Source organism: Aeromicrobium sp. EU05-FHT14F07 (genome assembly GCF_058790455.1).
Genome location: NZ_JBYTCR010000001.1, coordinates 413643 through 434878, shown reverse-complemented (window position 1 = coordinate 434878; position 21236 = coordinate 413643). Strand labels below are relative to the sequence as shown.

The following is a 21236-nucleotide window of genomic DNA, read 5'->3' as shown; positions in this document are numbered from 1 at the left end:
GTACGCCGGACTTTGATCGTCAGTCAAGAACTTGACCAGTCGTCAATTGGCGATCAGTGGCCTACGGTGGACGGGTGACGACGCAGGAACAGGGACGGATGCCGCGACCTCCCCGCGTGGACCGACGGCAGGCGCTCCTCGACGCCGCCATCGCCCTGTTCGTCGAGCGCGGCTACGACGACGTGGGCGTGGGCGACGTCGCCGCGCGGGCCGGCGTGGCGCACGGGCTCGTGTCCTACTACTTCGGCGGGAAGCGCGGCATCGCCGCCGAGGCGCTGCGCCAGGTGCTCGCCGAGGTGAGCGCGCATCAGGCTCCCCGCCCCGAGGAGACCACCGTCCGCGCGCGGCTCGAGGGCTTCGTCGGACGGCACCTGGAGTTCCTCGCCACCTACCGCGAGGGCTACCTCGCACTCCTGCACGGCGCTGCCGCGGCGCAGCCGGAGGTGCGGCAGCTGCTGCGCGAGGCACGGCTCGAGGGCGCGGCCACCGTGGCCGAGGTCGTCGGCCTGCCCCAGCCGCTCTCCCCGCTGCACCGGGTGGCCATGAGCAGCTGGGTGGCCGTGCTCGACACGTGCGCCGAGGAGGTGGCGGCCGACGACACGCTCGACGTCGCCACCCTCACCACGTGGGCGGTCGACGTGCTGCTGACCAGCCTCGACGCGCTGCCCGAGCCACCGGCCTGACGTCTCCCCCGGTCAGTCGTCGAGGTCCTCGCCGCGCGCCCAGTCGCGCATGACGATCAGGGTCTTCGTGTGCGTCGTGCGCCCGGTCCGCCGGATGCGGTTGACCACCCGCTGCAGGTGGTCGACGTCGTGCACGCGCAGCCGCACCAGCACGTCGGGGTCGCCGGCGATGGTGAAGACGTTCTGCACCTCCTCGATCCCACGCAGCAGCTGCTCCAGCTCGCCGGTCTCGGTGTCGCCGGTGAGCCGGATCTCGGTGAACGCGTCGAGGTCGCCGGCGGCCCGGTCGTCGATGACGGTGACGTAGCCCTTGATCACGCCGAGCCGCTCCAGCCGGTCGATCCGGCGGCTGACCGGCCCGGGCGACAGATTCACGGCGCGCGCGAGCTCACTGACCGGTGTCCTGGCGTCGCGGCGCAGCAGGTCGAGCAGACGGCGGTCGACGTCGTCGAGGCGCGCCGCCCGTGGGGTCGCCCGCGACCCGTCGCCGGTCTGCGTCATCACGCACCTCCCTGTCGGAGGCACCCAGGGTAGGGCAGGCCGTGGCACCGGGGCCGAGGGTGCGTCAGCGTCCGGCGAGGGTCAGGGCGGCGTCGACGATGGAGGCGGTGTCGATGCCGTGCAGGCGGTAGGCCTCGTCGACGTCGCTCGACTGCCCGAACTCGCGGACGCCCAGCCCGACCAGGCGATCGCCACGCAGCCCCGCGAGGAACGACAGCGTGTGGGGGTGGCCGTCCATCACGGTGACCAGCGGAGCGGGGTGCGCAGCCGGGAACAGCACCTCGGCGATGTCGCTCGCGTGCTGCACGCCGACGCGACCGCGCGCGTCGTAGGAGCGGTACACGAGGTCGGGGCTGGTGAGGCACACGACGCCGGCCTGCACGCCGACGGACGCGAGCCGGTCGGCGGCGGCCAGCACCTCGGGCATGATCGCGCCGACGCCCACGAGGGTCACGTCGTCACCCCCGGCCGGGTCGCCCAGCCGGTAGCCGCCCGCGACGGCGTGCCGCCGACGTCGCTCGAGCAGGTCGGGGTCGTCAGGGAGGCGAGCGGCCGTCTGGTCGAGCGGCCGGGTGGACAGCCGGAAGTACGCCGACGTGCCGTCGGGCCTGCCCACCTGGCTCATCGCCGCGAGCAGGCACCACTCGAGGTCCTGCGCGAACGCGGGCTCCCACGCGACGCAGCCGGGCTGCTCGAGCCCGATCGACGGGGTGGTGATCGACTGGTGCGCGCCGCCCTCCGGCGCGAGGGTGACGCCCGAGGGCGTGCCGACGAGGATCGACTGCCCGCCGGCGTACATGCCGTACGACCACGGCTCGAGCGCCCGGGCGACGAAGGGGTCGTAGAGCGTCGCGAGCGGGATGAGCCGCTCCCCCCAGCGGCTCCACGTGGTGCCGAGCTCGCCGAGCAGGCCGACGAGGTTGACCTCGGCGATGCCCAGCTCGATGTGCTGGCCGCCGGTCCCCTCCGCCCACCGCAGGGTCCGCTGCGCGTCGTCGGCGAACCAGTCGCGACGGTCCTGCGCCGACCAGACGCCGGTCTTGTTGATCCAGCCGCCGAGGTTGGTGGAGGAGGCGACGTCGGGGCTGCAGGTGACGACCCGGCCCGCGACCTGCGGCGCCTCGCGCGTGAGGTCGACGAGGAACCGGCCGAGCGCGGCCTGCGTCGACACCGGGGCCCGGTGCGAGCGGCCCAGCGCCACCGGCAGGGCGTCGACAGTGGGGGCGGCGACGGGCTCGCGGCGCAGCGCCTCACCTCGTCGCCGGCAGAGTGCGTCGGCGGGAGAGCCCGGTTCGAACGCCCGCCACGGGTCGTCACGATCGGCGCCGACCTCCGCGGCGTAGGCGTCCATCTGCTCCTCGGTGAGCAGCGCGGAGTGGTTGGCCGGGTGGCCCTCGATCGGCAGCCCGCGGCCCTTGATGGTGTAGGCGAGGACGACCGTCGGGCGGTGCGTGTCAACGTGGCGGAACGTGTCGACGAGCAGGTCGAGGTCGTGGCCGCCGAGGTCGCGCACGGCGTCGGCGAGGGTGGCGACGGACAGCGACCCGACGAGGGCCGTCAGCTCCGCGCTGGCGTCGTCGCCCAGGATGCGGTCCGGGAGCTCGGCCGGGTCGGCGCGCAGCATGCGCTGGTACTCCTCGTTGGGCATCGACTCGAGCCGTCGGCGCAGGTCGGCGCCGCCGGGACGCTCGAAGAGGGCCGAGATCGTGCGACCCCACGCGAGGGTGAGCACCTGCCAGCCCGCAGCCTCGAACATGCCCTCGAGACGGTGGACCTGCACGTCCGGAACCACGCGGTCGAGCGACTGGCGGTTGACGTCGACCACCCACAGCACCTCGCCGAGGCCGGCGACGGCAGGGTCGGCGACGGCCTCCCACACGGCCCCCTCGTCGAGCTCCGCGTCGCCCACCAGGCTGATGAACCGTCCCGCGGGGGCGACGTCGGGGACGCGCGAGTCGAGGTAGCGGTGTGCGAGCGCGGCCCAGATCGCGGCGGTCGCGCCGATGCCGACGGAGCCGGTCGAGAAGTCGACGGTGTCGGGGTCCTTGAGCCGGCTGGGGTAGCTCTGCAACCCGCCCTTCTCGCGCAGCCGCCCGAGGTAGGAGGCGTCGAGGTCGCCGAGGAGGTAGTTGACGGCGTGCAGCACCGGCGACGCGTGCGGCTTGACCGACACACGGTCGTCACGCTCGAGCTCGGAGAACCACAGCGCGGTCATGATGTCGACCATCGACGCGCTCGACGCCTGGTGCCCGCCGACCTTCACGCCCGACGTGTTGGGCCGCCCGTGGTTGGCGGCGTCGACGATCGCCGTGGCGATCCACCGGACGCACTCGGCCACCTCCCGCAGGGTCGCGGAGGTGTCGGCGGACGTGGGGGCAGGGAGCAGCTCGGTCATCGGGGCCTCGCTCGGTCGCAGGACGGGCGGTCGCCCAGCGGGTCGCCGCGAGCCTTCTGAGCCCGCGTCCACGACCACGTGGCGTACCGCGACGGCGTCCGGGGATCGCCCGGACGTCCAGGGTGGGGTCGCGCCGCCGTCGTAGACCACAATCGAGGGCGAGTGCGCCCTCACACGACCGATCATTGCTCGTCGACGCGCAGTTCCGAGCAGATCCTTTCTCATCACGCATGGATCGAGAGCTCCGCAGCGATGACCGCAGGTCGTCCTAGACGGAGAGGATCCGACGTTGAAGCTCGTCGTACACGTGAGAGTCCTCCGGGAAGTCACCGAGACCACGGCGCCACGGCCTGGGGCGCTCGCCGCGGAGCCAGACGAGCACTCCCTCAGGATCAGGGTGGCAGCCGGTCAGGTGCTCCGCGTCGACCACGTCCTCGATGTCCACCTGCTCCGGGATGCGCTGCCACCCGACGCCGTCGGCGCCGACGGCGTAGATCAACCACGTGGGGGCGTCGTCGAAGGTCTCGCAGGCGCACAGCCAGAGCGCGTGCGAGGCCACGACCCGTCCCGCCCGACGCTCGGTCGCGCCCGTCGTCCGCGACGCTGCCGCGTCGAGCAGGTCCTCCACCGGCCCGACGCTCGGGTCCACCGGTGGGATGTACCGACCTCGACTCATGGGTCTCACGCTAGTCCTGCCAAGCCCCGGAACGGTTCGCCAGCACGGGACGTCCGGCACACTGCACACGTGCCCGACCCGCTCCACAGCCTCCTCGCCGCGCCGCCCGACCTGCCGGTCGTGGAGGGACTGGCTGCGCTGGACGAGGCGGTGCGAGGCCGTGGGGTCGCGGTGGTCCAGGCTCCTCCAGGGACCGGCAAGACGACGCTCATCCCGCCCGCGGTCGCGGTCGCCGTCGAGGGTCGCGTGGTCGTCACCCAGCCGAGCCGGATCGCCGCCCGCGCCGCCGCGCGACGTCTGGCGCATCTGCTCGGGGAGCCGGTCGGCGAGACCGTCGGGTACGCCGTCCGCGGTGACCGGAAGTCCAGTCGGCGCACGCGGGTCGAGGTCGTCACCACCGGACTCCTGCTGCGACGCATCCAGCACGACCCCGAGCTGGCCGGCGTCGGTGCCGTCGTGCTCGACGAGGTGCACGAGCGGCACCTCGACGCCGACCTGACCCTCGCGCTGCTCGTCGACGTCCGCGCCAACCTGCGCGACGACCTCGTCCTCGTCGCGATGTCGGCGACCGTCGAGGCCGAGCGGACTGCGGCGTTGCTGGCCTCGGGCGCGGAGGAGCCGGCGCCGGTGGTCGACGTTCCGGGCGCCCTGCACCCGGTGCAGTCCGTGTGGTGCCCCGCGCCTCCTGGGGTGCGTCGCACCGACGACCGCGGCATCACGCCGGCCTTTCACGACCACGTCGCCGCGACCGTCCGCCGCGCGCTCGCCGAGCACGACGGGGACGTCCTCGTCTTCGTGCCAGGTATGGCTGAGGTCGACGCGACGATGCGACGGCTGCGCGACGTCGACGCCGACGTTCACCCCCTGCACGGACGCCTGTCGGGGGCGGATCAGGACCGCGCGCTCAATGAGGGTCCACGTCGCAGGGTCGTCGTCTCGACCGCGGTCGCGGAGTCGTCGCTGACCGTGCCGGGCGTGCGGGTCGTCGTCGACGCCGGCTTCTCGCGCGAGCCGCGCACCGACCACCGTCGCGGTCTGTCCTCGCTGGTGACGGTCGCGGTGAGCAAGGCGGCAGCGGAGCAGCGGGCGGGGCGCGCCGGACGTCTCGGACCGGGAGCCGTGCTGCGCTGCTGGTCGAAGGAGGACCACGCCCGTCTGGCCGACCACCCGGAGCCCGAGATCGCCACCGCCGACCTGACGGCGTTCGCGCTGGAGGTGGCCTGCTGGGGCACCGACGACGTGCGCGACCTGGCGCTGCTCGACCAGCCGCCGGAGCACGCCCTGGCGACGGCACGGCAGACGCTGCTCGAGCTCGGAGCCACCGCCGATGACGGACGAGCGACCGCCCGCGGTCGCGTGCTGGCGGGCGTGCCCGTCGACCCGCGCCTGGCGCGAGCGCTCGTCGACGGGTCGGCGCTCGTCGGGGCGAGACGGGCCGCCGAGGTGGTGGCGATGCTGAGCGAGGACGTCCGCGCGCCCGGCGGCGACCTCGTCGCCGCGCTCCGCTCGCTGCGGTCGGGCCATCGGTCGGGGTCGTGGCGCGAGCAGGTGAGGCGGCTCGAGGTCATCGCGCACGAGCACGCGAACGTCAAGGCCGGCGCACGGTCGCTGACCGACGACGTCGCCGTCGGTCTGGTCGTCGCTCTCGCTCACCCGGACCGCATCGCCCGGAAGCGCCCGGGCGGCTCGGCCTACTTGATGACGGGCGGCACCGGCGCCGCCTTCGACCACCGCGACCCCAGCCCCTTGTCCGGCTTGGATTGGCTCGCCGTCGCCGACGCCGACCGACGTCCCGGGGAGCGCGAGGCCCGCATCCGCTCGGCCGCGCCCCTCACCGAGGACCTCGCGCTGGAGGCCGCCGGCTCGTCGTGGACCGAGGTCGACGACGTCACCTGGGCCGACGGCCGGGTGCGCGCTCGCCGCCGCACGCTGCTCGGAGCGATCGAGCTGTCGTCCGTCCCGATCGAGGATCCGCCGGCCGAGGCGGTGACCTCGGCCATCCGCGAGGCGCTGCAGGTCGAGGGCATCGACCTGCTCACCTGGTCGGAATCGGCCACCGCCCTCCGCGCCCGACTCGACTTCCTCCATCGCGCGATCGGCGACCCGTGGCCCGACGTCGGCGACGAGGCCCTGACCGAGAACCTCGAGTCCTGGGTCGGGACGCAGCTCGCACGCGTGCGCTCGGCCCAGGACCTCCGCCGTATCGACGTCACCTCAGCCCTCCGCGCCCTCCTCCCCTGGCCCGAGGCGAGCCGTCTCGACGAGCTGGCCCCCGAACGCGTCGAGGTCCCGAGCGGTTCGAACGTCCGCGTCGACTACACGCAGGAGCAACCGGTCCTCGCCGTCCGGCTCCAGGAGGTGTTCGGCTGGACCGCGGCACCGGTTCTGGCCGACGGCAGAGTACCGGTCCTGCTCCACCTGCTCTCCCCTGCCAGACGTCCAGCCGCCGTCACGGCCGACCTCGACTCCTTCTGGGACAACGGCTACCCAGCCGTCCGGGCCGACCTCAGAGGTCGCTACCCGAAGCACGCCTGGCCCGACGACCCCCGCAGCGCCCCGGCCTCGCGAGGCACGACGCGGCCGCGGGGGCGTGTGTGAGTCCTACGATGTCCGGTGTGGCGCTCTGCTGGCGGTCGCGGTGGCGGTAGCGGTTGAGTCGCGTCGCGGGCCATCCACACGTCCTTTCAGACTGGGGCCAGGTCGACACCTTCTTGCCCGCGAGATCACGGCCGACCTCTTCGGAGAGCGAAAGGCCTTCAGAACAGCGCAAGACCGATCGCCAACAGCACCGCGGCAGCAGCACTCACTGCGTAGATCACGGTGACGAGGCAGCGAAGACGGTCGATCTGGTCGCGTGCGTTCGCCAGAACCTCGAGATTTCTGACGAACTGGACCTCCTCCTCACCCATGCTCTCGCGGTACCCGTCGAGGTCGCGGTCGAAGGCGTCCAGGGCGCGTTCGGCGGCGGCCAGGTCCGCCGTCCGAGCGACCCACAAACCACCGCACAGCAGGATCGCGAGCGCCACGAGAGCGGCGGCCGAAACCTGGCGAGTGATGACTTCCTGCAGCGTCGCGAATACGGTTGCGGCCGCAGCGACCGTCAGGGTCAGACTTCGCTCCAGGGCCTTGCCGGCTGTCTCGCTCACTAGTCCCGCCGACGCCTGCGCGGTGGCGAACGCTGCATCTCGACTCGCTCGCCTGGCGGAGAGGGCCTCCGCTACCGTGCCGCTCACAGAGAGGCGGTGGAGTGTCTGCGCAGTGCGCAGCGCGGGCGCAGCTGCCCCTTGAACCTCACCCGCAGATCCCGCAGCCAACGTTAGCGCCTGCTCGACAGCCTCGACCCGCAACGGATCCTCGCCGTTGGCCGACACCCAGGCCCATAGGGCCATCGCCGACTCATGGACGCCGTCTCCAACGGAGGGGACGAGTTCAGCGTCGAAGTCCCGGACTCCTCGATACGTGACCCGCACCTGATTCGCGCCCGCCTCCGGCTTCTCCGAGGCAAGCCACAGCCAAACGAGCGCGCTCGCTGCCCCGGCCAGGGCCCGCGTCAGGCTTTGAGCAGCTGGCCCTTGAGCTGTCGCCGGTGTCGCAGGCATGATCTGGCCCGGCGCCGGCACCGGCGGCCACCCCCGGTTCAGTCTCGGCGCGCAGAAGGCACGGACGCGTGCCACCTCGCCGTCGTCCTCGTCGATGTCAGCGGGGGGAAGCGGGTCGGCCACGGGCGCAAAGACGAACCGTGGAGTTCGCACCACCTCGTGGAGATCGTCCACGAGAAGCACCGCACGACGCCCCTCGACTCTGCCCTCCATCTGGACGAGCACGCTGACCCACGAACCACTCGAGAGTGCGTTCGTCAAAGCCTCCAAGGATGGCACCCACGCCGTCCCACCGTCGGAGGCGGCGAGCCGTCCTCTTACCACGAATCGATGGTCGCCCAGCAACCTGAGCGCCGTCTCCACGTCGTCGGCGTCGCACGCCTGCCGCAGCCTGGCCCGATCATCGACGTCGAGCACCAGGTCCGGACTCCCTGAGATGCTCGCCGCAGCCCCTGACCGCCATAAGACCTCGAAGCTCTCTTGATCAGAGGCAGCGAGCAGATCGAACTCATGGCCGAGGGCCACCCCCTCGCCGATTTGAGGGAGCAGCGCCAGCAACGCCGCTCCGGTACCGGTCACCTCGAGACGACGCTCGAACAATGTGTCCGTGGTCGAGATGTCGAGCGATCCACCCAGGGACCGGATTGAACCTACGAGGTCTTGAGTCTTTTGGATGCGTCGGCGCACCTCCTGCCCGGCGGCGACGATGGAGCTGTTCATGGACTCAAGACTGGCGCTCGGTTCCGACAGTCACGAGCGGTACGTGACGAGGGGCTCAGCATCCGTCCGGACCTCAATCACGAAGCCCCCGTCCAGCGAAGGCTCGATAGTGACGCGACTCATCTCGGCTGCCGGAAGATCGATCTTGATCGCGCCGGCGCGAACCGTGCACTTCAACTGAGCCGAGGTGTCGACCGCGCGGATCGGTCGTTCCCTGTCCTGCAGGTCTCTGACGATCTCGGGGATGGAGCGCTCCATCGAGATGCCTTCCACAGCCTCGGCGACCACGTCCTCGAGGGGTCCGGGACCTGCTTGATCGAGTCGACGTACCACTGCATCCCGGTCTCCCGGCGCGGATGCGTCGGCCAGTGCCTTCGCCACCGCACCCAGAGCCCTCTTCGAGTGTTCCTCGGCTTCGACTCCCATCGCCTGGAGGAAGTACCGTGCCTCGCTCTGGTTCGCCTTGTCTCCGATGACCGCCTCGCTGCCCGGACGGGAGTCGGGGTACACGAGGCCCTTCTGCAGATCTCCGGGCCTGTCGAGCACCTTACGTACGGCCGACAGGACCGTCTCGCCATTTTCCAGCTGCTCGAGCACCGCTCCGTGGTCACTCACCACCTGGAGCTTCACGGCCGCTGCCACTCGAGAGCCGTCCGCCTCCTCGAACGATGCGCACACGAGCACTCCCGGCTTCGAGTTCACCCGTGCCATCTGCGACGCTAGGTCTCGCGTCAATGACTCCGCAGCCCGCAGGAACTCGTCGTCCGTTCCCGTCCGAAGATCGTCCAGCCGCTTCTGCCGGGCGACGTCGATGAACGACGTCACGGGGGCCGTCGAGCTGACCGCCCCCTTCAGTAGTTCGTCCACGTGCGACACCAGGAAGTCGCTGACTGCGTCGACATCCTCAGCGAGGGCCGGGGCGGCGGGCGACGCATCCCTGCGTACGACCGAGAGGCAGAATCGAGTGGCTTTCATAGCTTCCCTCTGATGAGACGTACGACGAAGTGGACGACTCCTGGCGTCGGGCCACGATCTAAGCAGAGTGATCATTTTCCGTCCACGGATCGCACAAACTCGCGGGGGCGATCCCACGCCTGAGCGGATCCGAACCGCCCGCGTCCGCGATCGGGTTGCGGGAGCGGGGGGCAGCCTCGGTAGTGGTCAGTCCGAGAGAGACGGCGGGCGATCGCGTCGCGCGCGCGGGCATCGAAGGCGAAAAGGCGGGCCAAATCGACAGTCGTCGGAGTGATGCGCTAGGTGTCGACGGCTGCGGCGACAGCGTCACCGAATGGCCAGCCGTACCCCCTCCCCCGCTGACCAGCGGAAAGCGATCGACGTCGCGCCGAGCCCGTCGGCCACAGCCAGTGCGTTGATGTAGCAGCACGTCAGGTGGGAACGGTCGCGCTCGCCGCTCCGGCAGTTCGGGCAGACAACGTGGATCACCCAGTAGGCCGGCATCCGTCCTGCCGGCGCAGCGCGTCGCCGGGCCGTCGGGGGGAGCGAGGGCGACAGTCCCCGAGGATCTCCGGACCCCCCGCGCGGTGGATGGCACCGTCCAGCCCTCCCCACAGCGCATCGAACGGCTGGCTGCGTTGACCACGGCGTCGACGTCCTGGTTCGCGATGTCGGGGCGGTCAACGAGGGCGTCGGAAGGCGTGACGGCTCATCCTGCCGGCCGTGGATCAGTCGATGCCGCGACGCGTGATGGGGTGCGGGCGTGCAGCCGTTCCTTCTGGCGCGGACAGCTCGATTAAGGAAGGGGGCTTGCGCTGCGATGAAACGTTCCCGTACCATCGAATGGAACGGTACCGTTTCGTTTCATTCATGTTTCATCTCGCACCAGGAGCACCATGACCCCGGCCGAAGCCGCCGCCGCCCGTCCTCGCGTGGAGGGCGAGCGCGAGCAGGAGATCCTCGAGGCCACGCTCGACGTCCTGGCCGACGTCGGCTACGACCGTCTGACGATGGACGCCGTGGCGTCGGCCGCTCGAGCGTCGAAGGCCACGCTGTACCGCCGTTGGGACACCAAGGCCAGCCTCGTCCTGGAAGCCGTCCTCGCCCAGAAGGGCCCCATCGCAGCCCTGCCCGACACCGGCACCCTGCGAGGCGATCTCATCGCCTCGCACTGCGGCCGCGGAGGCCTGACCGACGAGCGTCAGCTCTCGATCTTCAGCGGCGTGCTCACGGCCCTCGGCCGCGACACCGAGTTCGCCGAGGGCTTCCGCGCCCGGTTCCTCGGCCCCAAGATCGAGGCGGCCCGGGAGCTGTTCGACCGGGCCCGCGAGCGTGGTGAGATCCGCGACGGCGTCGATGTCGACATCGTCGGGTCGGCCCTCGCCGGCATCGTGCTGCACCGCGAGTTCGTCCTGGGCGAAGTGCCCACCCCCGAGAAGATCACCGCCGTCATCGACCAGGTGATCCTCCCCGCCGTCCTGCGCCACTCCCCCGACCAGACCCCCAAGGACCCCTCATGACCGACACCACCCCCGACGCCGGGAGTCACCTCACCGAGCCGGAGGACCTCTCGCCCGAGACCAACCGCAGGCTGGGCTGGGCGCTCGTCATCATCTGCATCGCGCAGCTGATGGTCGTGCTCGACGCGACGATCGCCAACATCGCCCTGCCCTACATCGCGACCGACCTGCGGATCGGCGAGGCGAACCTGCAGTGGATCGTGACGGGCTACGCCCTCGCGTTCGGCGGCCTGTTGCTCCTCGGCGGCCGTCTGGCCGACCTCTACGGTCGGCGCCGGATCTTCATGACGGGCCTCGTGGTGTTCGCCGTCGCGTCGGCACTCGGTGGCCTGGCCCAGAACGAGCCGATGCTGCTCGCGTCGCGCGGGCTGCAGGGCATGGGCGCAGCCCTGGCCGCTCCCGCCGCCCTCGCGCTGATCACGACGACCTTCCCCGCCGGACCGCTGCGCAACCGCGCCTTCAGCGTCTACGCCGCCCTGTCGGGTGTGGGCGCCGCGATCGGCCTGATCCTCGGCGGCTGGCTGACCGGGCTGGAGCTCGGCGGCCTCGAGGGCTGGCGACTGACGTTCCTCATCAACGTGCCGATCGGTCTCGTCGCGGCCTTCCTGGCGCCGCGGTTCCTGCCCGAGAGCAAGCCGCAGCGCCTGCCCCTCGACATCCCCGGCGCCCTGAGCGGCACCCTCGGTCTGGCCGCGCTGGTCTTCGGCCTGTCGCGGGCCGGCGACGAGCGCTACGGCTGGGGTGACACCTCGACCATCGTGCCGCTGGTCGTCTCGGCGGTGCTGCTCGTCGGCTTCATCGTGATCGAGCGCTCGGTCAAGAGTCCGCTGCTGCCCCTCAACATCTTCGCCAGCCGCGCCCGGTCGGTCGCGTTCGCCTCGATGATGATCACCCCGGCGGCCATGTTCGCGATGTTCTTCTTCCTGTCGTTGTTCGTCCAGAACGTGCTCGGCTACAGCCCGCTGCACACCGGCTTCGCGTTCCTGCCGTTCACGGTCGGCATCGTCATGGGCGCCACGCTGTCGTCGAAGCTGATCGCCCGCATGGACCCGCGGTTCATCGCCGGAGTCGGCACGATCCTGGCCGGCATCGCCCTGTTCGGCTTCTCGCGGATCAGCGTCGACGACAGCCCCGCCCACCTGCTGCGCATCGCCGGCGGCAGCGGCTCGCTGAGCGACGACGTGAACTACTGGACCGCGATCGCACCGTTCATCATCCTGATGGCGTTCGGCATGGGCCTGGTGTTCGTGACGATGACCCTGGTGGCCGTGCACGGCATCCCCTCGGAGGAGTCCGGCATCGGCTCGGGCGTGCTCAACACCATGCAGCAGGTGGGCGGCGCCATCGGCCTGGCCGCCCTGTCGACCGTCGCCCTGCACTTCTCCACCAACCGCGGCGAGGAGATCGGCGGAGCCATCCAGGCCGCGTCCGGCTCGGGCAGCGCCCCGTCCCCCGACGCGGCCGATCGCCTCAATCAGCTCATCGGCCAGGCCGCCTTCACCGAGGGCGCGACCCACGCGTTCCTCGTCGGCGCCTTCATGATCTGGACCGCCTCGGCGATCATCTGGCTGTTGCTCAACGTCAAGCACGATGAGCTGGCGACGGACGGGCCGGAGGGGGTTGTGGTCTGATCGCGAATAACTGGGGTGCTGTGGTGGGGCGCGCCGACGTCGGGCTCAGGCCGGAGATCGGGCTCCTACGCTGGCACGGGGGCCTCTTGCAAGTAGGTGGAACGTCTCGATCTGCGGCTTCGAGAGGAGCATAGTGGTGTTCGCGCGTAGGGCCTCGGGCACAGCGCCCGCGAGGTGCGATTGCCGTGCGTTTTCGTGATCCAACACGTCGAACACGTCGAAACTGGTTGAGCTGAACTGGGTGGCGAACCAAGGGGTGGCGCCCTGCACGTCGCTCATGATCGACCGGGCGCTCGCTAGGAGCGCGGCGAGCTCGGCCGCCTTGCGCGGACCTTTAGCACCACGTGCCGGTGTTGGCTCGTCTACTTCATCTGCCTGCTCATCGAATCCCACCAATCAACTGGTCACGGTCACGTCCTTGAAAACGGCTGCCGCTGGAAGCTTGCGATCATCGACCTGTCCCGCGAGCACCCGAGAACCAGGCGCCCACACGTTCGCATGAAGACGCATCGGGAGGTGAGGTATCGGCGTCGGGTCCCAACTCGCGCGCTGGTGAACAACGGATCCGTCCACTAACCAGGAGATGCAGCCTGGACGCCAATCGATCCCGTACGTGTGGAAGCCAGCAGAGGCGTCAAATCCAAGTTCCACCCAGCAGGGCGATCCGCGGTATCCGTAACTGAATGCAGCGCCATCATCGCCGGGATTGAAGTAGACGTTCGTCAACATCCGCGTGGGGTGCAGCCCGACGAACTCGATGTCGATCTCTTGGCGCGGGGCCGCCCTATGCAAGAAAAAGCCCGTGACAAGCCCATCCCCGAGAGCAGGCCTGATGGTTGCCTCGAACCGACCGTGTGTGAACTTGGCGGCAGAAGCGAACGCCCCAGACCGGTACGGCCTATGCCCTTCATCCTCCAGTTTGAGTTGTAGGTGAAGGCCGTCCGGCTGATACCGGAGGTTATCCCGATTGAACGAAGCCAGATTTCCGGGGAAGGTCTCGACTAGCCCAAGCAGATCCTCCGTCGGCTCAGTCATCGAAGCGTAGATGCGCCTCGGCCCGGGAGGAGCCGCTGCGTCGCTTTTGCGCAACTGCGGTGTCCATCCGCTTAGAGCGGGCAGCACCCAGGGAGTGTCGTCAAGGTCGAGGGACGCACGCCCGCCTGGGCGTGCCCCGTTCTCACCGCCAGACTCGTCTCTATCCGTCCTGACCAACGCCGGTGATGCGCTCGGGCCGACTGCTGCGCCCACACACGCATGCGAATTTGCGTCCAGTGACAGAGCAACCTGCTCTTGGGGCCGGTCATCCCGGAAGGCTCGGAACGTTCGCGGCACCCCTGTGGGATAGGGCTCGACGGGCACCTCGACCGAAAGCAGACGGCACAGCGGTCCCCAGGCTCTTGTCAGCGTCTCCTCGAGCATCACCGATCGCTGCGGTCCGAGGATAGCGGGACGCAGCTCGTTCGGTACGGCTGCGCCCTGCTCCACGAAGACGATCGCTGCCTCGTCCAAGGAGATCAGAGAGACTGCCTCACGCTCGAGTGGCGGGTCTACAAGCGCGTCGAAGGTTTGAAGGACCTCTCGAAGACTCTGGGGATCGAGTGCCTGCTCGTCCCCGTTGAACGCACGAACTCTGAGCCCAAGCATCGAAAGCGCCATAGCAAGCGCTTCCCGCTCCCCACCACCGCTCCATCCGAACACCGGGACCGTTTGCCGCTGGGCGGGAAATCTGACCTCGCGTTCTGCGTCCACGATCCCGGCACGTGCGAGATAGGGCAGTATCGAGTACGCGTTGGCGGAAACAATGTCATTCCGTTGGGCAAGCGCGGGAGACGTCAGCGCAAAAGCCTCGAGGCCCTCCAATTGATAGTTCATCCAAAGGTCAACTGGCCCGACGATCGGCATAGCGCGGAGTAGGGCCGCGGCTCCACTGCGGGACAACACGTAGCCCGAAAGGAACCAAAGGCCCCGCGTTGAGCGGAACACCGACCTGCCTAACATCCCGCGCGGAGCTGCGGGATCTGCGACGGCGTAGGAGACGTACAACAACTGCGGCCCCTGCTCCCCAGCCGAGTTGTCGACAGCTTCTCGCCAACCTTTGTCGATCGCTGCCCTCGCACCTGGCCGAAACCACACGTCGTCCTCCAGAATAAGGACGTGTTCATCGAGCCCGGCGGCGATCAGCTTCCAGACCTCGATATGCGAGCGAGCGACAGCGACCTCCTGCCTTGTCATTCGCACAGGCTCTTCGGCTTCGAAGGTTTGGGCGAGACGTGCATCTGGCTGCACCCACAACTGGTCGCCGACCCGATAGGTGATGTCGACGTCCGCGGTGGCTGCGACGGCGCGACCGTCGCGAGCGTCGACGGCCGAGAATCTGCGAGTTATCCCCGTCAGTCGTACACCGTCGGACCTTTTGAACCGACTCAGCTCGCGGGTCAGAAGCTGCCAGCGGCTTGGTTGGCGATCCAGATTGATGACGATGATGGCATTAATCTCACACGGCCCGTCGCCGAAGGACCGTAGCCGCCTAGCTGGGACGGCCCGCATCAGGAGGCGCCAGGCGCGAAAGATGCGGTGGCGCGTCGGTCCGAGGACGTCGGCGATGTTCACGAATCACCTTCGTGCCGATCAGCGCTAGCGACGGACCAGTTGCGCCAGTTGCGAGCATCGTGACGATAGCCGAGAGTCCAGTCCGGCTCGGCAGTCGATTCCCAGTCAAATAGCAGGTCGATGTTGGGGCTGCGACCGTCCTCTATCTCCTCGCGGGCGTAGGCCGCAAGTGCAGCCGTGAGGTTCCCGGGACCCGTGGTCGATTGGATGTCATCCACACGCGCCTCGCTGACCAACAGGCGCGTCGCGCGCTCAAGGGCTCGCCGCAAGACTGGATCGCCTGGGGGCGCAGCGATCGGGTTGTTGTTGACATAGAAGACGCGGTGCAATGTAGGACTGTCGAACAGACCGGGTTCAGTCGTTGACACCATGCTTGCGCTCGGAATGTCGTAGCAGAGTGGCTGCAGCTTAAGTGTGGCGTCACGAAACAGACCGCGCCATCCGCCATCGAGCAGCACATCATCGGCATCGACATACAAGCCACCTTCGGCAAGTACGAAACACAGTCTGAGGTAATCGCTGCGCATCGCGGGATGCTCACAGCGAGCGAAAGCAGCGGCGTGCAATTCTCCGTAGCGGTCAAGGATGTATCTGGCGGCAGTGTCGTCGTCGAATAGTCGGATGGTCACATCTTCTTCGCCCAAAGATGACCAACTGTCGAGACAAGCTTGGACATCCTCGGGTATCGACTTTGGGTCATGCCAGAAACGAATAAGGTTGCGAGGAATCGATGAAACTTGGGAAGCGACAAGTTCCGGCGCGGAGATCTGACCGCTGGGTCTCTGCCAGGAAGCGCGTACATGATGGGCAAGCTGACGCATGAACTCCGACCTCAGCCGATCATCCTCTTCGAAACTCTCCGAGAACGATTCGCCCGTCGCGGCGTGTTTCGTTAAGTGCTCGGCACAGGTGTCGAGATTGATCGCGTGCGGGCGCGGATTAGTGCTCAACTCTCGGCTCCCGTCATCGCCTTGTAGGCAACGTACCCTTCCGACCCCTTGCGGAGGAAGGCACGGCGATCAACTACGAATCCGTCCAGCTCGTGCTCTGCGGCGTAGTCGGCAAGGTCCCTGAGATTATTGATGAAGCCCTTGCCGTTGAAGTTTAGAGACGTGTTGCAGAGCACACCGTACCCCGTGCGCCTTTTGAACTCGATAAGAAGGTTGTGCAGCGGCGCATTCGAGTCGTCCGTTACGGTCTGCAGTCTGGCTGTGCCGTTCACATGGGTGACCGCACGAAGTGCGTCAGTCGTCGCACTGTACGTGTAGAGCATGTAGGGGCTGGCGCCGCTGCAGCCGAACCAACGTGCGGCGTCGGACATCAAGCAGACTGGCGCAATCGGCCGAAACTGTTCGCGCTGTTTGATGTTGTTGAGTCGGACGCGAGTCGCGTCATCGAAAGGGGCTGCGAGGATGGACCGGTTGCCTAACGCACGTGGGCCGATTTCGTACCGGCCGTTCACCCAGCCCAGGATGAGGCCGCTCTCAAGCATCTCGGCAACCTCGGCCGGGCCGATATCATCATGAACGTCGTACCGGCTGAGGTCGGTGGTCGTGGCGCTATCAAACGGCAGACCGGAGTATACGTCCCATTCAATCTTGGCGTCACCGGTGCAGTGCCATTGGGCGTCGATTGCGGTTCCGATCGCTGACCCGGAATCATTGGCCACGGGAGGGACGAATACGTCGGAGAAGATTCCGCTCTCCCGCCACTTGGTATTCCAGTCGCAGTTCAAGCCGCAACCACCGGCAATGATGAGAGGCCATCCTTGACGCAGTTCCGTTGCGGCGAACTCGTGAAACCTCTCGAAAATCCGGTCACTGAAGATACCAGCGAAATTTCGGAACTCGACGTCTTCTACGCCGACGTTGTAATAGATCGAGGAATCGAGCTCCTGATAAAGATCGAGTCGCACGTCGCGCGACGACAGCAGGAAGTCCATGAGCTTCTCCTCCTCTGATGTCGCAGTCCGGCGCTGGGAGAAGGATGCCAAGGCCATTAGCTTTCCTGCGTCCGAGAATCGCGAGAACGGCGCGTTCTTGGCAAACGTTGGATCGGCCAGTCCATAGATTGAGGCGTATCGGTTGCCAGGCTGGTTCATCACGTCGGCCAGGAGCGTGACGCCGAGGTCTGAATCGATCTCGTAGAACGCTCCGATGGCGCCTTCCCACACAAGGGCGTAGCAGGGTTGGCCTTGGGGGAAAGGAGACATGCCGTACCCGCACAACAGGTGCGACCGCTCATGCGACGACGAGAAGTAGCGGACCGGCTTGCCGAGTATGCGACGGTCCTCTAAGCGGATGTCGCCCGGATTGATTCCTCGGTAGCCAACGTGAGCAGGGGTGCCTGTCGGGCGGGCTTCGCGTTGCCACCAGCCGCCAACGGCGAGCACATCCGGCGGTCCATCAAGCCGAGCGGAAGCGTCAATGAGCTCTCTGCTGCCCAACGGCGTGTACCGATAGTTCGAGTCCTTCTCCGCTTCTACCGATGCAACCAGGCGACCGTCTTGCAACTCGACAAACGCACCGTCATGGCCCGGGTTGTATCCGACGATCTTCATCTGCGTCCTCCGTCACGGGGCTACCTGGGTTGTCTCGTCCATGTACACCCACAGGTGATCAACCGCGCCCCGGCCGGGCGGATCCTCCAGCAGGTCCAACATGTCGCGGATACCGGCAAGCGCGTCGGCCTGGCTCAACCCGTCATAGTCGTAACTCGAGGTACCGAACTTGACGAAGCCGGCGTCAACTAGCACCCGGCGGACCTCGTTGTTCGTTTTTCCGCCGTCGTTATCCATGGAGAACCGGACTATCGCGCGTGTCATGAGCCGACGGTACGTGCGTTGAGGGTCACGTTCCCCTGCCCTTTCGCCCCTGTGCGATCAAAACAACCGCGGTAGCGCCACCAGAGACTCAGAAACCCTAGACCCGACTGCCCCTGTTCTCGTTCACATAGAGAGGAGGCGGGTCAGACCGTCCCTCAAGCTGTTCATGCCAGCGGCGGTGCCTCGCCGTCCGGCTATTCACGGCACCGCATCGCAGGCACTTCGTGAGGTCATCGATCCCGTCATCTCCTCGCCATAGGAGACAGGCGCTGCGCGAGGCCGTGCTGGCCGCCAGCGTCCTGCGCGACACTCGCGTCGGAGTCGAGGGGAGTGGTGGACGAGCGCATCAGCACCCTCCCCGGGTCGCTTCTGTCGGTCGCTGACCGTAGGTGCGCTGCGCGCGGATCTCGGTCCGACTAACGCCAAGTGCAATCTCGTAGGCTTCGTCGCCAACAAGGCGAAGCTGCAGGCCCTGCATTCCGACGCGAACGACACCGTGCTCCCGGTGGGGGTCGAACCCACACTGGGGCGGGTTTAAGCCGCCTGCCTCTGCCATTGGGCTACGGGAGCGCGGGGCCAGCCTAGGTGGTGGTCAGGCTGAGAGGTGCTGGGCGATCGCGTCACGAGCCCTCGCGTCGTAGGCGACGAGGCGGGCCGACTCGACCTGCGTGGGGGTGGAGCGGAGGGTGTCGACGGCCGCCGCGACGGCGTCGTCGAACTGCCAGCCGTAGGCGCCCGCGCTGATGAGCGGGAAGGCGATCGACGTGGCACCGAGTTCATCTGCAACTGCCAGCGCGTTGGCGTAGCAGGACGTCAGGAGCCCGCGGTCACGCTCGCCGCGGTGGTAGTTCGGGCCGACGACGTGGATGACCCACCTGGCCGGCAGGCGACCGGCGGTCGTCCAGCCGGCCTGACCCGTCGCGAGTCCGTGCGGGAAGCGGCGACGGCAGTCCTCCAGCACCTCTGGGCCGCCCGCGCGGTGGATCGCGCCGTCCACCCCTCCCCCGCCACGCATGGCACGGTTTGCCGCGTTGACCACGGCGTCGACGTCCTGGGCCGTGATGTCGCCCTGCACCACCTCGAGTTCCATCCCCCTACTACACCACCCACGGCGGTGGGGGAAGCGTCGTTCACGAGTTCGAGAGGTGCGGCTGGGGTCGCCGCCGGCGTCGGCAGAGAGTGGCACTCTTGCCGAGGGGCACCGACCGACGCGTGCCCGGAGGGAGACCCCGTGGAGGTCAAGCGAGCGCACGGCGCGGTCGTCGTGGTGGCTGCCGCCAGCGCGGCCACCGTGTGGGCCGTCGCCGGACGCGCCGAAGGTCTCGGGGTCGCCGTCACTACCGCGGCCGTCGCCGCCTGGGCGGCGTGGGTGATCGTCGGTCGACCTCGACGGGACGCGCGACGCTCGCTCGCGGACGGCGGGACCGCCCCACGCGACGACCTGAGTGTCGACGACTGCCTGAACATCCTCTTCGTCGTGGTCATGTGCCAGCCCCTCCTGCGCTACGTCGCGCGCGCCGAGGCTGCGGCGGACGGCGCCCTCTGGGTTGGCACCGCGGTCGCCGCCTACCTCGTCTGGGCCTACTACGGACGCCCTCGACTCAAACGACGATCAGTTTCCGCGCCCGCAGCCGACTCCTGACGTTCAGACCGCGCGGACCCACGCGAAGAACTCCCCGGCAGGGATCGCCCGGCTTGCCGTACTCGCCGGCTATGCGCGCCATGCAGGCCCATGCAGCACACGATCCACTCCGCCAGTACCTGACGGAGCACGGGATCGGAAGAGTTCTTCACGAACTCGAGAAGACGGGGCCGCGCGCTCGCGCGAGCGGTGGTCCCTCCGGCAGCGTGATTCGCGAGCACGAGAGTCGAGGGAGAGCTGCATGAGCGCCACCAAGAGTCGCGCGACGGTCGCCGCCGTCACCGTCGCCGCCAGCATCGGACTGTGGACGTTGAACGGAACCGCTGGAGCCGTCGCAGCGGCTGCTGCCGTCACGCTGTGGGTCGCATGGAGCGTTGCTGGCCGACCTGGATGGTCCCGACACCGACCCGTGAAGATCGCGCGACCAGACGCCAGGATCGAGAGGTCCAAACCTGTTCTCACGAGTGGACTCGTGACCGGGACGGCCCTGGCGCTCGTGTGCGTCACCGGGGTGAGTGCGGGTGCCGCATCGAGAGAGGACGCGACGAAGTCGTTCACCCATGCGATCTCCGACGGCACGACGAGGGCGGGCTCGACTGCCGCGAAGCGAAACACTGAGGTTGACATCCCGACGTCGGGCGAGAGTGAGATCGTCGCGGCCGGCGTCGGCGGGACCGTCACGATCGACACGCCAGCGAAGGGCCGCGGGCACGTCGCCGACGACGAGCTCACCCGCGTCTACAGCGGACAGCACGACGACAGCCGCGTCGCCGTCCAGCCCACCGTCGACGGGGTGCGCGCAGCCATCGCGATCGACTCCGCCGACGCTCCTGAGCGCTACCCGTTCGAGCTCGGAGGCGACGCCGAACGGCTCGTGCTGGACGAGCAGGACGGCAGCGTCTGGGTGTTCGGGAAAGGCAAGGAACCGCTCGGCCACTTCGAGTCTCCCTGGGCCTACGACGCGGATCGCAGGACCGTCCCCACCCACTACGAGGTCAACGGCACCACGCTCACCCAGGTCGTGGAGCACAAGGCGGGAGACTTCAGCTACGGGATCACAGCAGACCCGAAATGGAGCAAGAAGTGGATCAAGAAGTTCAAGAAGCTCTTCAAGGCCTGCCTGGGCCTCACGCTCAGCACCGAGGCGCTTCTGCAGCTGGTCAGCTCACCCAACAAGGCAGCCAAGTTCATGGTCCGCCGCCTCGGCTGGTTCGGCGCGGTGTACTGCGGCGGAGGAATCATCAAGGAGCTCCTGTGACGAAGACACCCCGAAATCACGACGCCACAGCCACGTTCTTCGGAGCCCCCATGATCCTCATGGCGGCGATCGTCGTGCCCGGGCTGGTCGCGATGTTCCTGACCGACGACTTCTGGCTGATCATCGCGACGATGGCGGTCGGAGCGTTCGTCGGGCTCGTCGTCCAAGCGAGGATGGACAAGCGCTCGCGACGCTGAGTCGACCGGACAGTCAGACGAGGGAC

Annotated in this window: 18 protein-coding genes and 1 tRNA gene; 7 read left to right on the top strand and 12 right to left on the bottom strand. The window is 68.2% G+C overall.

Features of this window, described 5'->3' with window-relative positions:
- Nucleotides 1-74 precede the first annotated feature (74 nt).
- On the top strand, nt 75-683 hold the full coding sequence (locus AC3WRM_RS02160) for a TetR/AcrR family transcriptional regulator (protein ID WP_492248984.1): 609 nt from the start codon (nt 75-77) through the stop codon (nt 681-683).
- Between the two features lie 12 nt (nt 684-695).
- On the opposite strand, the gene AC3WRM_RS02155 is transcribed toward AC3WRM_RS02160, so the two are convergent.
- From AC3WRM_RS02155 to AC3WRM_RS02145, 3 genes are all read right to left on the bottom strand, one after another.
- Nucleotides 696-1184, bottom strand: a complete 489-nt coding sequence (locus AC3WRM_RS02155) for an Lrp/AsnC family transcriptional regulator (RefSeq protein WP_492249019.1) — start codon at nt 1182-1184, stop codon at nt 696-698.
- 64 nt (nt 1185-1248) lie between these two features.
- Complete coding sequence (locus AC3WRM_RS02150; RefSeq protein WP_492248983.1) at nt 1249-3579, bottom strand: thiamine pyrophosphate-binding protein; 2331 nt, start codon at nt 3577-3579, stop codon at nt 1249-1251.
- 268 nt (nt 3580-3847) lie between these two features.
- Nucleotides 3848-4255 (bottom strand): hypothetical protein, encoded by a 408-nt coding sequence (locus AC3WRM_RS02145; RefSeq protein WP_492248982.1) that lies wholly within the window; start codon nt 4253-4255, stop codon nt 3848-3850.
- A gap of 69 nt (nt 4256-4324) precedes the next feature.
- Here AC3WRM_RS02145 and hrpB point away from each other — a divergent pair, with 69 nt between their 5' ends.
- A complete protein-coding gene (gene hrpB, locus AC3WRM_RS02140; RefSeq protein WP_492248981.1) occupies nt 4325-6853 on the top strand; it encodes an ATP-dependent helicase HrpB in 2529 nt (842 codons plus the stop codon).
- Between the two features lie 158 nt (nt 6854-7011).
- Here hrpB and AC3WRM_RS02135 read toward each other — a convergent pair whose 3' ends face one another.
- The 3 genes from AC3WRM_RS02135 to AC3WRM_RS02125 all read right to left on the bottom strand — a co-directional run bounded on the left by AC3WRM_RS02135 (nt 7012) and on the right by AC3WRM_RS02125 (nt 10032).
- Nucleotides 7012-8574, bottom strand: coding sequence for a hypothetical protein (locus tag AC3WRM_RS02135; RefSeq protein WP_492248980.1), 1563 nt, complete (start codon nt 8572-8574; stop codon nt 7012-7014).
- Between the two features lie 30 nt (nt 8575-8604).
- A complete protein-coding gene (locus AC3WRM_RS02130; RefSeq protein WP_492248979.1) occupies nt 8605-9549 on the bottom strand; it encodes a hypothetical protein in 945 nt (314 codons plus the stop codon).
- 306 nt (nt 9550-9855) lie between these two features.
- Nucleotides 9856-10032, bottom strand: coding sequence for a macro domain-containing protein (locus AC3WRM_RS02125; RefSeq protein ID WP_492248978.1), 177 nt, complete (start codon nt 10030-10032; stop codon nt 9856-9858).
- Between the two features lie 392 nt (nt 10033-10424).
- Between AC3WRM_RS02125 and AC3WRM_RS02120 the strand changes: the two genes are divergently transcribed.
- Together AC3WRM_RS02120 and AC3WRM_RS02115 are read left to right on the top strand one after the other, a co-directional pair.
- On the top strand, nt 10425-11048 hold the full coding sequence (locus AC3WRM_RS02120) for a TetR/AcrR family transcriptional regulator (protein ID WP_492248977.1): 624 nt from the start codon (nt 10425-10427) through the stop codon (nt 11046-11048).
- A complete protein-coding gene (locus AC3WRM_RS02115) occupies nt 11045-12679 on the top strand; it encodes an MFS transporter (RefSeq protein ID WP_492248976.1) in 1635 nt (544 codons plus the stop codon). The genes AC3WRM_RS02120 and AC3WRM_RS02115 overlap by 4 nt, the downstream gene beginning before the upstream one ends.
- 396 nt (nt 12680-13075) lie before the next feature.
- Here the strand turns inward: AC3WRM_RS02115 and AC3WRM_RS02110 are convergent, their stop codons facing one another.
- The 6 genes from AC3WRM_RS02110 to AC3WRM_RS02085 form a co-directional block, all read right to left on the bottom strand.
- On the bottom strand, nt 13076-15289 hold the full coding sequence (locus AC3WRM_RS02110; RefSeq protein WP_492248975.1) for a family 16 glycosylhydrolase: 2214 nt from the start codon (nt 15287-15289) through the stop codon (nt 13076-13078).
- Nucleotides 15286-16239 (bottom strand): glycosyltransferase family 32 protein, encoded by a 954-nt coding sequence (locus tag AC3WRM_RS02105; protein WP_492248974.1) that lies wholly within the window; start codon nt 16237-16239, stop codon nt 15286-15288. Before AC3WRM_RS02105 ends, AC3WRM_RS02110 begins: the two co-directional genes overlap by 4 nt.
- The gene (locus tag AC3WRM_RS02100; protein WP_492248973.1) at nt 16236-17849 is read right to left on the bottom strand and encodes a carbamoyltransferase C-terminal domain-containing protein; all 1614 of its coding nucleotides are present in this window, start codon (nt 17847-17849) and stop codon (nt 16236-16238) included. The genes AC3WRM_RS02105 and AC3WRM_RS02100 overlap by 4 nt, the downstream gene beginning before the upstream one ends.
- Before the next feature lie 12 nt (nt 17850-17861).
- Nucleotides 17862-18113 carry a hypothetical protein gene (locus AC3WRM_RS02095; RefSeq protein ID WP_492248972.1) on the bottom strand — a complete coding sequence of 84 codons (252 nt, stop codon included), beginning with the start codon at nt 18111-18113 and terminating at the stop codon, nt 17862-17864.
- A gap of 497 nt (nt 18114-18610) precedes the next feature.
- Nucleotides 18611-18683, bottom strand: a tRNA-Leu gene (locus AC3WRM_RS02090).
- Nucleotides 18684-18705: 22 nt separating this feature from the next.
- Nucleotides 18706-19203, bottom strand: a complete 498-nt coding sequence (locus tag AC3WRM_RS02085; RefSeq protein WP_492248971.1) for an O-acetyl-ADP-ribose deacetylase — start codon at nt 19201-19203, stop codon at nt 18706-18708.
- A 141-nt stretch (nt 19204-19344) separates the two neighbouring features.
- On the opposite strand from AC3WRM_RS02085, the gene AC3WRM_RS02080 reads away from it, so the two are divergent.
- The 3 genes from AC3WRM_RS02080 (at nt 19345) to AC3WRM_RS02070 (ending at nt 21210) form a co-directional block, all read left to right on the top strand.
- Nucleotides 19345-19755 carry a hypothetical protein gene (locus AC3WRM_RS02080; RefSeq protein ID WP_492248970.1) on the top strand — a complete coding sequence of 137 codons (411 nt, stop codon included), beginning with the start codon at nt 19345-19347 and terminating at the stop codon, nt 19753-19755.
- Between the two features lie 472 nt (nt 19756-20227).
- Nucleotides 20228-21013 carry a hypothetical protein gene (locus tag AC3WRM_RS02075; RefSeq protein ID WP_492270905.1) on the top strand — a complete coding sequence of 262 codons (786 nt, stop codon included), beginning with the start codon at nt 20228-20230 and terminating at the stop codon, nt 21011-21013.
- Between the two features lie 50 nt (nt 21014-21063).
- Nucleotides 21064-21210 carry a hypothetical protein gene (locus AC3WRM_RS02070; RefSeq protein ID WP_492248968.1) on the top strand — a complete coding sequence of 49 codons (147 nt, stop codon included), beginning with the start codon at nt 21064-21066 and terminating at the stop codon, nt 21208-21210.
- The last annotated feature ends 26 nt before the right edge of the window (nt 21211-21236 follow it).